14 protein-coding genes are annotated in these 13,600 nt (G+C 35.1%); 8 read left to right on the top strand and 6 right to left on the bottom strand.

The genetic code is table 11. From position 1 onward, the window contains the following. Positions 1-183 precede the first annotated feature (183 nt). The 6 genes from EL247_RS00210 to rfaD form a co-directional block, all read right to left on the bottom strand. Positions 184-2,400 (bottom strand): TonB-dependent receptor, encoded by a 2,217-nt coding sequence (locus tag EL247_RS00210; RefSeq protein WP_232019766.1) that lies wholly within the window; start codon positions 2,398-2,400, stop codon positions 184-186. 84 nt (positions 2,401-2,484) lie between these two features. Further along, on the bottom strand, positions 2,485-3,240 hold the full coding sequence (locus EL247_RS00215; protein WP_104745934.1) for a HugZ family heme oxygenase: 756 nt from the start codon (positions 3,238-3,240) through the stop codon (positions 2,485-2,487). Between the two features lie 94 nt (positions 3,241-3,334). Then, on the bottom strand, positions 3,335-3,781 hold the full coding sequence (locus EL247_RS00220) for a hypothetical protein (RefSeq protein WP_104745933.1): 447 nt from the start codon (positions 3,779-3,781) through the stop codon (positions 3,335-3,337). 1 nt (position 3,782) lies between these two features. Then, a complete protein-coding gene (gmhA, locus tag EL247_RS00225) occupies positions 3,783-4,340 on the bottom strand; it encodes a D-sedoheptulose 7-phosphate isomerase (protein ID WP_005021787.1) in 558 nt (185 codons plus the stop codon). A gap of 2 nt (positions 4,341-4,342) precedes the next feature. Continuing rightward, positions 4,343-5,863: a D-glycero-beta-D-manno-heptose-7-phosphate kinase gene (gene rfaE1 / locus EL247_RS00230; protein WP_104745932.1), complete on the bottom strand. Its 1,521-nt coding sequence runs from the start codon at positions 5,861-5,863 to the stop codon at positions 4,343-4,345. Then, positions 5,864-6,865 (bottom strand): ADP-glyceromanno-heptose 6-epimerase, encoded by a 1,002-nt coding sequence (gene rfaD / locus EL247_RS00235; protein WP_126441898.1) that lies wholly within the window; start codon positions 6,863-6,865, stop codon positions 5,864-5,866. Between the two features lie 139 nt (positions 6,866-7,004). Here rfaD and EL247_RS00240 point away from each other — a divergent pair, with 139 nt between their 5' ends. The 8 genes from EL247_RS00240 (at position 7,005) to EL247_RS00275 (ending at position 13,505) form a co-directional block, all read left to right on the top strand. Continuing rightward, complete coding sequence (locus EL247_RS00240; protein ID WP_126441899.1) at positions 7,005-7,829, top strand: HDOD domain-containing protein; 825 nt, start codon at positions 7,005-7,007, stop codon at positions 7,827-7,829. A 1-nt stretch (position 7,830) separates the two neighbouring features. Further along, a complete protein-coding gene (locus EL247_RS00245) occupies positions 7,831-9,981 on the top strand; it encodes a VacB/RNase II family 3'-5' exoribonuclease (RefSeq protein ID WP_126441900.1) in 2,151 nt (716 codons plus the stop codon). Further along, a complete protein-coding gene (locus tag EL247_RS00250) occupies positions 9,974-10,978 on the top strand; it encodes a DNA polymerase III subunit delta (protein ID WP_040499850.1) in 1,005 nt (334 codons plus the stop codon). The genes EL247_RS00245 and EL247_RS00250 overlap by 8 nt, the downstream gene beginning before the upstream one ends. A gap of 80 nt (positions 10,979-11,058) precedes the next feature. Next, positions 11,059-11,496, top strand: a complete 438-nt coding sequence (gene rpsF / locus EL247_RS00255; RefSeq protein WP_005021794.1) for a 30S ribosomal protein S6 — start codon at positions 11,059-11,061, stop codon at positions 11,494-11,496. 14 nt (positions 11,497-11,510) lie between these two features. Continuing rightward, positions 11,511-12,002, top strand: coding sequence for a single-stranded DNA-binding protein (locus EL247_RS00260; RefSeq protein WP_054195276.1), 492 nt, complete (start codon positions 11,511-11,513; stop codon positions 12,000-12,002). Positions 12,003-12,012: 10 nt separating this feature from the next. After that, positions 12,013-12,270, top strand: coding sequence for a 30S ribosomal protein S18 (rpsR, locus tag EL247_RS00265; RefSeq protein ID WP_005021798.1), 258 nt, complete (start codon positions 12,013-12,015; stop codon positions 12,268-12,270). A 129-nt stretch (positions 12,271-12,399) separates the two neighbouring features. Next, complete coding sequence (locus EL247_RS00270) at positions 12,400-12,948, top strand: queuosine precursor transporter (protein WP_040499768.1); 549 nt, start codon at positions 12,400-12,402, stop codon at positions 12,946-12,948. Next, positions 12,945-13,505 carry a D-glycero-alpha-D-manno-heptose-1,7-bisphosphate 7-phosphatase gene (locus EL247_RS00275; protein ID WP_040499770.1) on the top strand — a complete coding sequence of 187 codons (561 nt, stop codon included), beginning with the start codon at positions 12,945-12,947 and terminating at the stop codon, positions 13,503-13,505. The genes EL247_RS00270 and EL247_RS00275 overlap by 4 nt, the downstream gene beginning before the upstream one ends. Positions 13,506-13,600 lie beyond the last annotated feature (95 nt).

Here is a 13,600-nt window from a genome sequence, read left to right on the forward strand (position 1 = left end):
TGACTTTAATTTATAATTCTAGTTTTTGCCCTTATCTAAGTGTGATTTTGTTTTTATGCTTTTTGCAATCTACCAGCACCTTAGCCCAAATAAAGATATTCACTAGCAAAGATTAATGTTTGGAAGCATAAGAGGTTTGGCAGAATCCCACCGCCAAAGCAAGTGGGGATTCTACTTAAATGACTAAAAAGAATATTTTGCAGAGATAAAGAATGTCCTTCCTTGCCCTATAAGATAGCTATATCCGGTGATAACATCACTAGAATCTGAATTATAAAAGCTATAATAAAATTTATCAAAAAGGTTTTTTACTCCAGCGCTGATAAGAAATTCTTTGTATTTTGCGGTAATTCCTATGTCTGTTAGAGAGTAAGATTGAATTTTGCTTTGTATGGTATCCACTTGGTTGCCATAAAAGGTGTTATTAACCCACAAAGTGTAATCTTTGAGGAATTTATAATTAAGTCCCAAAGTGGCTTTGTATTTGCTTACATAAGGGATTCTTTGGCTGGTGCTTTGCCCATTTTGTTTTTTTATTTTCGCATCGGTGTAGGAGAGGCTTTCTGTAAGGGTAAGGGCATTGTCCAAAAAGTATTGTTCCAAAAATAGCTCAAATCCTATCCTTTCGGTTTTGTCATAGTTTCCATATTCTACACCGGATATAGAATGTGCTGTGCCAATGGTGTAAAACTCATCGTTGGTAAGTGTGTAGTAACCTGTAAGAGAGAATAAAAAGGTATCCCACCAAAAATCCCTAATACCAATTTCAAAAGTGTTGTAAGTTTCATCTTTGATGTTGGTTGTTTGATAAGTGGTCCCTTGCCTTTGCAAAAGGGAGTTGGGTGAAGGAGAGATGAAACCTCTTTCGTATTTGGCATAGATATTGCCATAAGTTGAATATTTGTAGTTTGGATTAATTTCAAAGGCAAAATTGTGGGAATCTTCATTTAAAGAGCCTTGTGCGTAGGTTGGATTAACAAAGGGCATCCGAGTTCCGCCTACAAAAATATCATGAGTGTGCATATTGTAATCCACATCAACATCGTATTTGTCGTATTCATAGCGGATTCCACCCATAAGTGAGAATCTATCGGTAAAGTCGTATTTTTCTATTGCATAGAGGGAATTACTCCATTTATTGCCTTCAAAAGGAATTAGCATACCATTAATGTATTGAAGTCCGCTTAAAGTACCCATAGAATAATTTGGATCATAGGCATCAATATAATTATCCATCGTGCGTTTGCTGATATTGTAAGTAGATTGCGCACCTAGAATCAGCACACCATTGTTGTGTTTTTGGTCATATTTGATATCTAGTCCGATTTTTTGGTCATCAAAAAACGAGCCGCTTTGGTCTGCTAGAGTATTCGGAAAAGAAAATGCTATAGGCATACCACTCATTTGTAAAGTATAATTGCTAATGTAGGTTTTGGTGTCTAAATAATCAATTTTGTTATAGTGATAAAAGATTTTAGCGATTAGGTTTGCTGTGGGGCTTAGTTCATTTTGGTATCCTAAACTTGCATCAAAGCGAAGTTGCCTATTGTGAAAGTCGCCATTACCGGGGGTTTTTCTATCATTTTTAGAAGGATTTGGATTGTCCAAAAAAGAGTTATTGGGCGAAGAATCAATATCGCCTCTAAAAATATCAAAATCAAAAAATACGCTTTGTGATTGTCCGATATCTTTTGTAAGGCTTAAATTTGCCCCCACTCCCTCTATCTTGTCTCCATATCGCGGTCCGCCCTTATTTTGATAATTCGCTCCAAATGAATAATAGAGATTTTCATTGGTTTTATTTCCATATTTGAAATCCACATTATAGCTATTTCCATTGCCTTCTAAAACATTGCTATATCCGATATTGGCATTAAAAGTTGGTTTTTCATAGCGTCTTTGTGTGATGATATTGACTACTCCTCCCCTTGTGCCATTTCCATACATAACAGCCCCTCCGCCGGGTAGGATTTCTATCCTTTCTATGGAGTTAATATCAATGGTATTGAGTGGAGTTACACCATGGCTAGAATCAAGCATATTTTGTGGGATTCCATTGACCAAAACTTGAACGCTAATATTGGCTTTATCCCCTTGTCCTCTTAAGTCAATATTCTTTCCAAGCCCGACATCTGTGAGATTTACAAAGGGTAGAGTGCGAAAAACATCTTCTAAATTTTTGTAGCCTTTATCATTGATTGCTTCTTTGTCAATGATAACCATATTTCTATTAAGCTCATCAAGACTAAAACGCATAATAGGTGCAGAAACAACGGCGGTTTCTAAGAGGACTTTTTCGTCTTGTTTTTTGGATTCTTGTTGAATGTTTTGTGCCTCTTGTGCATTAAGCAACGCCAAAGATAGAGTAAATAATCCTGTTAGAGTTGGTAAATTTTTCATCGAGTATCCTTTTTAATATTAAAAGTGATAATTTTTATTATTATAAAACAACATAAAACCATCAAGAAAAAATCTTAATAGCTTTTAGTGATTGTGCGGAGATTTGGTGTGAGGGTTATTCTCTGTTAATGGAATAATTTCACCATCAATGATATCATAAGCCTGTCCGAATCCTTTGACAAAGCGTCCGGTTTTTAAATGCAGTTCAATCAAATGAAAATCAAGCATTTTGCGTATGGTTTTCAAAGGTCCATTGTGTTCATTTTGTGCTTCAAAAGCATCATAGATTCTATCAAATTCTTCTCCCCTTGGGATAAAAGTCGCCTCACTTTTGAATCTCGCTCTTTTTCTTAAAATAATCAAAGGTGCTTCTTTTTCGTCCTGCAAAAACATAATTTCAATCTTGTTTGGATTGGTGTGAATGCTAGAAAAATGCTCAGAAACCTCGCTAATATAAATGTAGTATTTGCCATTGGTTTGGATTAAAGGTGCATAAGAGCAAACCGCAGTGCCATTAGGAGCAATAGAGGCTATGCAAATAGATTTGAAGCCACGCATAAACTCTTCTAATTCCTCTTTGATGGCTTGTGTATCAAGGCTGCTTTTGACGCTTAAACAAAGTTGGACAATCGTATCTTTAAGCGTTTTTTCATCGGCTTTCTTCTCAAAGTCGATTTTCAATGTCTTATCTTCATTGTAGCAAAGTGTGATTCCTTCAAAATCCACTTTTGTGGCTTGGACATTTGAAATAGTATTTGCATTGCCAAATTTTTTGCACAAATCTTTCAAATTATCTTGGTGATGATTATTAAGATGTTCTAAAATTTTGGAAAAATCCATAATTTATCCTTTCATTTTTGAAATTCATTAAAATGATAACGATAATTATCTTAAATTGAAATAAACGCAAAAATTGTTTTTTGAAAGTTTTAAATTACGAAGAATAATCCAAAAATAATTCTAAATTTTTATCAAACAGATTCCCTAGATTATAAAGGCATTCTGGGCAAATATCAAGAGGTTTTTCATTGAAAAATCTTGTTTGGATTTTGTGGGAATAAATGCTTATAAAAAACTGCATATTGGGGCGAATGATTGCTAGAAATTCAGGATTATTATAGTGTTTTAAGCTTTCTTTGCAAGCACACAAATGCACCAAAGGATCCCCTTGAGTGCGAAAAAGAGATTCTTGAATTTTTGCTTGATAGAGCATTACTTTGGTAGAGGTTTTGTCAGGGAATGTGAAGTAAATCCCCTCTTTTGTGGGATTTAAATCCGCTAGATTTGCACTAATCCCGCTAGTTTTTAGTGTATCTAAAAGGGTTGATTTTAGGTTAAAGTGAAATTGCTGGCAGGATTCTATGGTTTTTTGAAAAAACAAATTATGCTTCTTTTTCGATTAAATCACAAATAATATGTGCCATTAAAATGTGCATTTCTTGGATTCTTGGAGTATCTTCACTTGGGGAGATTAATAAAATATCGCACCATTCTTTCATTTCCCCTCCATTTCTGCCACTAAAGCCAAGCGTGTTACATTCCATTTTTTTGGCTAATTTTAAAGCATTTAAGACATTTGTGCTATTGCCACTTGTGGAGATTCCCCATAGCAAATCTCCCTTTTGTGCTAATGCTTCAAATTGACGAGAAAAAACAAAATCATAGCCATAATCATTGCCTATGGCAGTTAATGCACTTGTATCGGTGGTAAGGGCTATAGCACTTAAGCCTCTTCTTTCTCTTTTGTAGCGTCCTGTTAATTCTGCTGCGATATGTTGTGCATCAGCCGCACTTCCTCCATTTCCGCAAATTAGAATCTTATTGCCATTTTTGAGAGTTTGTATTGCCAAAAGTGCCGCTTTTTGTATAGTTTGTGCGAGTTCTGGCATTTTTTGTGCGGTTTGAATGTGAGCATTAATTTCATCTAAAATGTGTTGCATGGTTATCCTTTTTTGATTTTTTGAATAGTATTTGTAGTGCTTTTGCCCTCTACAAAGTCAATCAAGCATAGTTTTTTGGCAAATTCACTCCCTACAACCTCTTTGCCTTGATAGTCTGCCCCTTTAGCCAAAAAGTGAGGTTGAATAGCTTTGATAAGCTCTAAGGGAGTATCCTCATCAAAAATAATCACAAAATCCACGCATTCTAAAGCACATAATAAAGCCGCTCTATCTTCTTGGCAGTTGATGGGGCGATCTTTGCCTTTAAGTCTTTTGATGGAATTATCGCTATTTAATCCAACAATGAGTAAATCCCCTAATGCTCTTGCTTGATTAAGGTAGCTAATATGCCCAAAATGCAAAATATCAAAGCAGCCATTGGTAAAAACAATTTTGAAATCTTGTTGCTTGAGTGTCCTTAAAAATTCCAAAAAAGATGAAAAGGTGTTTTGATTAATTAGTTTGGAGCTAGGTGCAATGGGTTTTTGTTTTTGGGAGATTCGTTGCAAGTGTGGTAAAAATCGTGTGTTTGGATTTTCTTTAAAAACCTTGAAGAACTCCAAAGAAAGTGTATCAAGAAGATGATTGTCTTGCAAATAAGAAAAAATTTCTTGTTTGGTTGCAACCGCAGAGCCAATTTTCCCCACCACCACAGCAGCAGCGGCATTTGCAAATTGTATGCTAGAGAGAATATCTTCATTTTGTGCAAGCATAAAAGCAAGTGCAGCAATAACCGTGTCTCCAGCACCGGTTACATCAAAAACTTCTTTGGCTATGGTTGGGAGCTTGTGAAGTTTGTCATCTAAAATCCCAATGCCATCTTCACTGAGTGTGATGAGGGAGTATTCAAGATTGCAAGATTTTTTTAGGTTTTGGAGTGCAAGAAGTAGTGTAGAATCATCAACAATTTGAATGCCTGTTGCTTCTTTGGCTTCTTTTTTGTTTGGTGTTAGGAGGGTTGCACCTTTGTATTTGGAATAATCTTTGCCTTTGGGGTCAATGAGGATTTTTAGCTTAGAATCTTTAGCAATTTTGATGAGGTTTTGGGTGAGATTCTCGCTTAATACGCCTTTTTGATAATCAGAGAGGATTATACAATCTATTTTGTGGCTTTCTATTAGCGTTTTGGAGAAATTTAAAATAAACTCTTCGCCCTCTTGTGAAATAGGGCTTTTATCTTCTCTATCTACGCGGATAACTTGTTGGTGTGCAGCGATGATTCTTGATTTTTGTGTGGTTGGGCGGTTTAGATTATAATAAATGCCTTGTGTGTGAATGTGTAGGGATTCTAATGTTTCTTTGAGTTTTGTGCCTGCTTCATCTTTGCCTACCATTCCACAAATAAACACTTCGCATTCTAATGCGACAAGGTTATTTGCTACATTGCAAGCACCTCCCAAATTCAGCGTTTCTTTGGCGACTTCGATGACTTGCACGGGGGCTTCTGGAGAGATTCTCTCACATTGCCCCCAAATATAATGGTCTAAAATCAAATCCCCAATAACTAGAATGCTAGGCTTCAATTAATAACTCCCTTTTGTGTGGATTTCTTTGATTTGTTTGAGATAGTTTTTGATACCGATTTCTAAAGAAAATCTAGGCGTGTAATCTAAAAATTCTTGCGTTAAGATAATGTTTGCTTGAGTGTGTGTTTGGAAAAATTGATAAGGATTATCAAAGTATTCTACTTCAAAGTTTCCTAATTCTTGTTTGAGGCAAGATACAATATCATTATAACTTCTAGCAACTCCACTGCCCACATTATATACGCCACTTTTTTTGGCAAACATTGCTTTGATGTTAGCTTGAATTACATCTTGAATATAGACAAAATCACGCTTTTGTTCTCCCATTTTAAAAAGTCTTACTTTTTTGTTTTGGAGTGCTTGTAATCCTAGCTGCAAAATCATAGAAGCAGTTTTGCCTTTATAAAATTCATTTTCCCCATAAACATTAAAATAACGCAATCCAACGCTATGTAAGTTGGGGTATTTTTGCAAATATTGATAATTGAGATTATCCATCATTAATTTAGAGAATCCATAAACATTCTCAGGAATCTCTCCGCTACCAATGCTATTTGGTGCAGGAGTATTGCCATATACGCCCGCACTTGAGGCATAAATCATCTTAGCACCACTCTCTAAACATAAATCTAATAAATCTTTAAAAGCATTGAGATTGCTTCGCAAAACCATTTCTTGATTCATAACCGTGGTATCTGAAATTGCGGCTTGATGAAAAATATAATCAAATTTTTGTTTTCTTAATCTTTCCAAATCATTTTTGTTGTTAATATCGCCTGTAATCACTTCTCCCTTGAATCCCAAAAGATTCTTAAAATGCCCTAGAGATTTTAAATTGCCATTGCTAAAAGTTTCTTCATTTCTAAAGCAGTCAAAAATGACAACTTCGGCATCTATATGGTATTTTTGAAAATAATGGGCAAGGTTAGAACCAATAAACCCAGCACCTCCTGTGATTAAAATACGTTTTTTTGCAAGCGTATCATCAATGTATTGCATAAGATTCCTTTGCATTGTGTTAAGAATGTTGCATTATAACAAAATAGTTTTAAATAATTAGAATTTTAAAGTCTTATTATGATATTATTTTTGCTCCATAATAATGAATTATAATTCAAAATAGACAGGCTGTTATTGAATGAAAGAATTAATCATTGCAAACATAGAATCTCTCCCGCCTCTATCGCAAACCATCGTTGAGCTACAAAGAATCTGTGCGCGTGATGATGTGAGTGTAAAAGAAGTCGCAGAGGTTATTCAAACAGATCCTTTTTTGACTGCAAGCATTATAAAAAGTGCAAATGCACCTTTGTATGGCTATACAAGAACCGTGAATTCTGTCGCACAAGCAGTTGCGATATTTGGAGTTTATACTGCCAAAGGACTTGCGATTGTGAGTGTTGTAAAGGCTCAATTAGTAATTAATCTCACACCTTATGGATTAAGTGTATCAAATTTCACTGAAGCAGCTAATCAAAAAGGTATGTTTATTAGCAAATGGTATAAAGAGTCTAAATTGCTTTCTATTTTGGTAACTTGTGCCCTTATTATGCACATTGGTATGGCGATTTTATCGGATTGCTTGATTAAATCCAAAAAAGGTAAAAAATTTAGCGAGCGGCTAAAAACAACCCCTTGTATAGCTTTGGAAAAAGAAATGTTGGGGGTAAATCAATTTGAGATTTTAGAAATGCTTTGTGAGCATTGGCATTTTGAACCTACAATAATAAAAGTTATTCACAGCTTGCAAGAAGAGAGATTGCCACAAGAGATTCAAAGATATGTTTATCCTTTGCGTGTTTTAAATGCCTTGATTAATCCCTTTAGCATTGCTGCTAAAGAGCAAATAAAAAATGCAAGGAATTTGGCAATAAATTATGGATTAGATATTCAAGGTTTTGATGAGACATTGCTTGCAATGGGCTTTGTAAAAAGCCTAAGAGAATTAGAAAATTATAATTAGCATGATTGAATTTGTTAAGATTTTAGAAGAGGGAATACCTCTTGATGCAAAACTCGCTCCAGCCTTCCAAAAATATTTAGAATTGTTAGCCCATTTGAATGTGCTTAAAATCAAAAAAAATAAATATTATCTTTTGGAAAAATTCCGCATTGGTAAAGTAGAGCTAACAAAAGCAGGGTATGGATTTGTAAGAGCATTTGACAATACAGGCAAAGATTGGCTTGTTGAAAAGAATCTCCTAAAAGGCGCACAAAAAGGCGATATAGTTTTGGCAAAATCCTTGATTAAGCACCAGCATAGTGCAAAAATCAAAGCAAAAGTCCTTGCAGTTTTGCAAGAAAAAGTTTCTAGCGTTATTTGCTATTTGGAAAAATACAAATTAGATTGCATAGCAGTATCTATCCCTAATGAAGTGGTGTATAAAATCAATGCGTCCCAAAAATCCCTCAAAACTCTTCCTTCTAAAACTATTTTGAAAATCAACCCTAGAAATGGGGAGATTTTAGAGATTTTAGGGACACTAGAAGACCCCAAAATCGATGAAATTATTTCTCTAAACCTCTATGATAAGCACGAATCATTTAGCCTCCAAGCAGAAATCCAAGCCCAGAGTTTCAAAGAGGTTAAAATTAAAGATTTTAAAGAGCGCATCAACCTTACTAATTTGCCCTTTTGTGCCATTGATCCAGTGAGTGCAAAGGACCATGATGATGCGATTTTTTATGATGAAGAAAGTTCCATACTTTATGTGGCTATTGCCGATGTTAGTCATTATGTAACGCCGAATTCACCTTTGGATATTGAAGCTAAAAGTCGCGGATTTAGTATTTATTTTCCACACAAATCTATCCCTATGCTACCACGCATTTTAAGCGAGAATCTTTGTTCTTTGCAAGAAGGCAAAATGCGTTTGGCAATGGTTTGGAAGATTCGCCTCCATAAACGCACAAAAGCAGTTTTGAGCAGTGAGCTTTTTGCTGCGGTTATTAAAGTTAAACAAAAATTAACTTATGAGGAGGTGGATATTCTTTTTGAAACCAAAAAGAGCAAAACAATCAAAAAATCTCTCCATTCTGTGCTTTTTGCTCTCCAAGAATTGACTCAAAAACTCCGCAAAAAGCGTTTGCAAAAGGGATTTGACTTTTTGGGCGATGAAGTGGAGTTGGAGTTGGATAAGAATTTGGAGCTAAAATCACTCCACTTCCAACCTCAAAGCTCTTCTCATCAGTTAATAGAAGAATGTATGTTGCTTGCAAATATCCAAAGTGCCAAGCTTCTTGAACAAAAAAATTCCAAAAATGATGAAAATTTAAAATTAGGCATTTATCGTGTGCATCAAAGACCCAAGCAAGAAAAACTTTCGGAGTTATTTGGGGAATTAAGAATGCTCGGTATTTGGAGGGGCAAAGCTATCCCCAAAACACAAGAATCTTTACATAAGGCGATTATTGAAATTCAAAATAATGCCAAAAAGGCAAAAATGCAAAGAGAGGTTGATAAACTAATCATCAAATCAATGCAGCAAGCTAACTATGCAAGCCATAATCTAGGGCATTTTGGTTTGGGGTTTGAAGCGTATAGTCATTTTACTTCCCCCATAAGGCGTTATAGTGATCTTATTTTGCACCGAATCTTAAAATCCAAAATCACACTCCAAGAAGACATTGATTATAAAGAATCTTTGCCTATGCTTTGTGATAATCTAAACACACAAGAAAGAGAGATTATGCAGATTGAATGGGATTTCCAAGATAGAAAATTTGCGCGTTATCTCTCAAAGCATTTGGGGCAAACCTATCAAGGTATCATTATTAACGAAAGCCATCCTATTTTGATTTCATTGACAGATTATCCGCTAATGGGTGCTAGAGTAGTAGGACTAAATGGAAGCGGGGTAAAATACCAAAAAGCTTTGGTGCAAATTATAGAAGTCAATCTTGCAACCACAAAGGTTTATGGTATGGTGGTCAAAGTTTATAATGAGGGATTTGATTCTAATAATGAAGCGATTTCTCAATACATTGTTGCCAAAAAGCAAAACCAAGCAAAAATCAAAAAACAGCGCGCAAAAGAGGAAGCAAGAAGGATTACCTCAAGAGCCAAAAGACACAAAAAGCAAAAATTTCACAAAAGGCGAAAGAGAAATGTATAAAAAAGAGCTAGACACCAAACTTGCCAACAATACAGAAATGCGTGCAATTTTGCTTTATGGCGAAGATTCTTTTTTGATAGGGTATTATGGAGATAAAATCGCACAAAAAATCTTAGCAAAAGGTTGTGAAAAAAACAGCTTTTATTTTGGCGAATTTGATTTTGAAGCAGCCTTATCTTGTTTTTCTCAAGGCTCACTTTTTGGCGATGAAGCATTAGTGTGGATAAAAGTTGATAAAAAGATTCCCAAAAAGCAATTAGATTCTTTAATAGAGGCAATAGAGAAAAATCAAAGCGGTTATCTTATTTTGGAATTTTATCAAGCAGAAAATAAAAGTGTGAGTGAGTATGGGCTAGATTGCAAGGCTTTAGCGGGAAGTTTTAGGGGCAAAAATATTTATGAGGTGCGATTTTTCTTTGCTAATCAAGGGGAGGCGATGGCGATTTTGAGGGAATATGCTAACGCTCTTTGTATTAAGATTTCTGATTATGCACTCAAAAAAATCCTAGAACAACAAAATTATGATTTGGGGCTTAGCGTCGCAGAATTGCGTAAATATAGTATTTTTGATGAGGAAATCAATGTAGAGAGTATCGAAAGTTTGGGGTATGGGCTAGGAAGCGTAGAGTATGAGGAAATTTTGGAACTTTTGTTGGACAAAAAGCCCTTTTTTAAAGAGCTTGATAGATTTTTAGAACAGGGTTTTGAAGAAGTCCAACTAATCGCAGAAGTGCAACGATATTTTTTTCAACTCTTTTTATTTTCAAGCCATATTAGAATCTATGGCAATGCTTCATCAGAAGAGATTTTGGGATACAAACTTCCTCCTATAATTTTAGAAAAAAAGAGAAAAAGAGCCATACAAATTAACACCCAAGAAAGATTCCAAAAAATTTTTTATGTATTGAATAAATGGCGTGAAGAAGCAATCAAAGGAAATACCAAGGGAAATGGTTTTTTTAGTGCCTTAATAAAAATTCAAGCAATTTTAGAATAAAATCACGCCTTTACATATTTTAAATTGTAAAAATCCTTGCTCTTTTTAGCAAAAAAGGGCGAAATCTATAAGGAGATAAAATGCGTTTTTATGAAACTATGTTTGTGGTAAAACCCACTTTGACACAAGAAGAGATAGTGCAGAAAATCGATTTTTATAAAACTGCAATCCTCAATAATGGTGGTGAGATTAGTGCAACTTTGGATATGGGTATGCGAAATCTTGCTTATGAAATCAAAAAAAACAAGCGTGGATATTATTTTGTTATTTATTTCAAGGCTGAACCAAAGCTTGTTTTGGAGCTAGAGCGTCTTTATCGCATCAATGAAGATATTTTGCGTTTTATCGTGATTAAATATGATAGCAAAAAAGAACAAAAAGCTTGGGAAACTCTTGTAGATAGAGCAATTAACAACAAAAAGGCAACTCCTCTAAAAGAGCCAAAAGAAAAAGCCGTAGAGAAAGAAGCTCCAAAAGCACAAGAAGCTTCCGAAGTTTCAGAGACACAAGAGGATTAATTTAAGGATTTTAGATGTTTAATAAAGTCATTTTGGTGGGGAATTTGACGCGAGATGTTGAATTGCGTTATTTACCAAGTGGAGCAGCATTAGCAAGGTTGAATCTGGCAACCAATCGCCGCTATAAAAAACAAGATGGGACACAAGCTGAGGAGGTGTGTTTTATTGATGTGAATCTTTTTGGTAGAACTGCTGAAGTGGCAAATCAATACCTTAAAAAAGGTTCTCAAGTTTTGATTGAAGGGCGTTTGGTGCTAGAGAGTTGGACAGATAATACAGGAGCAAAGAGGACAAAGCACTCTATCACTGCTGAATCTATGCAAATGCTAGGACAACGACAAAGCACTCAAGAAGAAAATCACGATTATGGGGCAGGGGATTATAATAATTACCAAGAGTATGAGAAGCCTGCTTATACAGCACCTGCTGCACCAAAGGCGCAACCGGTGCAAAAAGAGCCCGAACTCCCAGTGATTGATATTAATGATGATGAAATACCATTTTAAAGGATAAATTATGGCAGAAAAAAAGAGATATTCCAAAAGATATTGCAGATACACAGAATCAAAAATCGAATTTATTGATTATAAAGATATTGATATGCTTAAGCATTCATTATCAGAGCGTTACAAGATTATGCCTCGCCGCTTGACAGGAAATTCCAAAAAATGGCAAGAGCGTGTAGAAGTAGCTATCAAAAGAGCTAGACAAATGGCATTGATTCCTTACATTGTCGATAGGAAAAATGTCGTAGAAAATCCTTTCAAAATCTAGTCAAATTCAAAAGATTCCAAAATTTCCATTTAGAAGTTTCTAAGTGGTTTTTTGGTTTTCTAAAAAGTGCTTTGGCGCTAAAAACACAAAGCCTTTTTTAGAGGATAAATTTAGAATGCGGGAGTGCAAATGTCGTTTGGTATAAAATTTATCTCCGTGGCGATTTTTATGTTTCTTATCGTCGCTTCTAACTATCTTGTACAATTTCCAATCAATGACTTTTTTACTTATGGTGCGATTCTTTATCCCTTTACTTTTTTGCTTGCAGATATTTTAGCAGAAAAGCACAGCAAAGAAGAGGTGCTAAAAGTCGTTAGGATTGGGATTTTTTGTGCTTTTATCCCTTCAATGTTTTTGGCAGAATTCCGCATAGCACTTGCGAGTGTGAGTGCATTTTTTGTTTCACAGCAAGCCGATATTTATGTGTTTTATTGGCTAAAGTCCAAATTCCCAAAACTTTGGTGGCTAAGAAATGTCGGTAGCACAGCCTTTTCTCAATTTGTCGATACGGTGGTGTTTTTCCATATTGCATTTTTGTTTGTGATGCCGTGGCAAAATATCCTTATGCTAATTGCTGGAGATTATCTCATTAAGTTTATTTTGGCATTTTTAAATACTCCACTTTTTTATCTTTTTGCGATTCGTATGCAAAATTTCTTAGGAATCTGTGCCAAATGAAACGAAAAGTTGTGTTTTTTGACAGAGATGATGTCGTCAATCTCGAGGACGCACCCTATGGATACAAAATAGAGACTTTCTACTTCGCCCCTTATTTTATGGAGCTTTTTTTGGAGCTAAAGAAGTTGGATTCTTTGTGCTTTTTGGTAACTAATCAATCAGGCATTAATCGTGGAATTTTTACACAAAAGGATTTTGAAGTTTTGAGTGCTTTTATGCAAAATTGCATTGTTTCTTGCTTGACTATTCCTCTAAGGCAGAGCGGTTTTGTCCCCAAAAATATAGCTTTTGATGGCATTTATTTTTGCCCCCATACCAAAGAAGAAAATTGCACTTGTCGCAAACCCAAAAGCCAAATGTTACTTCAGGCGTGCAAGGATTTTGGTTTGGATTTGTCTTTGTATGAAAGTTATATTCTGGGGGATAAAGATACCGATATGATTGCTGGGTTAAATGCAGGCGTGCAAACTCGCATTATCGTAGGCAAAGGCGAATCGCAAAACGCCACACACAGGGTAAAAAATCTCAAAGAGGCTTTAGAAGTACTCATTGGTTGATTAAAAATTTTAAAAATTGATTTTGAGTATGCTTAGATTTTGTATAAAATCTTTATTGATAAAATAAACAAAATACCCCTAATAATTTATTTTTA

This window comes from Helicobacter pullorum (assembly GCF_900638355.1).
GTDB classification, from domain to species: Bacteria; Campylobacterota; Campylobacteria; order Campylobacterales; family Helicobacteraceae; genus Helicobacter_D; species Helicobacter_D pullorum.

Excerpts from the sequence above, each read along its gene's own strand:
- EL247_RS00210 (WP_232019766.1), bottom strand. The coding sequence starts at position 2,400 with ATGAAAAATTTACCAACTCTAACAGGATTATTTACTCTATCTTTGGCG.
- EL247_RS00215 (WP_104745934.1), bottom strand. The coding sequence starts at position 3,240 with ATGGATTTTTCCAAAATTTTAGAACATCTTAATAATCATCACCAAGAT.
- gmhA (WP_005021787.1), bottom strand. The coding sequence starts at position 4,340 with ATGCAACACATTTTAGATGAAATTAATGCTCACATTCAAACCGCACAA.
- rfaD (WP_126441898.1), bottom strand. The coding sequence starts at position 6,865 with ATGCAATACATTGATGATACGCTTGCAAAAAAACGTATTTTAATCACA.
- EL247_RS00240 (WP_126441899.1), top strand. The coding sequence starts at position 7,005 with ATGAAAGAATTAATCATTGCAAACATAGAATCTCTCCCGCCTCTATCG.
- EL247_RS00245 (WP_126441900.1), top strand. The coding sequence starts at position 7,831 with ATGATTGAATTTGTTAAGATTTTAGAAGAGGGAATACCTCTTGATGCA.
- EL247_RS00250 (WP_040499850.1), top strand. The coding sequence starts at position 9,974 with ATGTATAAAAAAGAGCTAGACACCAAACTTGCCAACAATACAGAAATG.
- rpsF (WP_005021794.1), top strand. The coding sequence starts at position 11,059 with ATGCGTTTTTATGAAACTATGTTTGTGGTAAAACCCACTTTGACACAA.
- EL247_RS00260 (WP_054195276.1), top strand. The coding sequence starts at position 11,511 with ATGTTTAATAAAGTCATTTTGGTGGGGAATTTGACGCGAGATGTTGAA.
- rpsR (WP_005021798.1), top strand. The coding sequence starts at position 12,013 with ATGGCAGAAAAAAAGAGATATTCCAAAAGATATTGCAGATACACAGAA.
- EL247_RS00270 (WP_040499768.1), top strand. The coding sequence starts at position 12,400 with ATGTCGTTTGGTATAAAATTTATCTCCGTGGCGATTTTTATGTTTCTT.
- EL247_RS00275 (WP_040499770.1), top strand. The coding sequence starts at position 12,945 with ATGAAACGAAAAGTTGTGTTTTTTGACAGAGATGATGTCGTCAATCTC.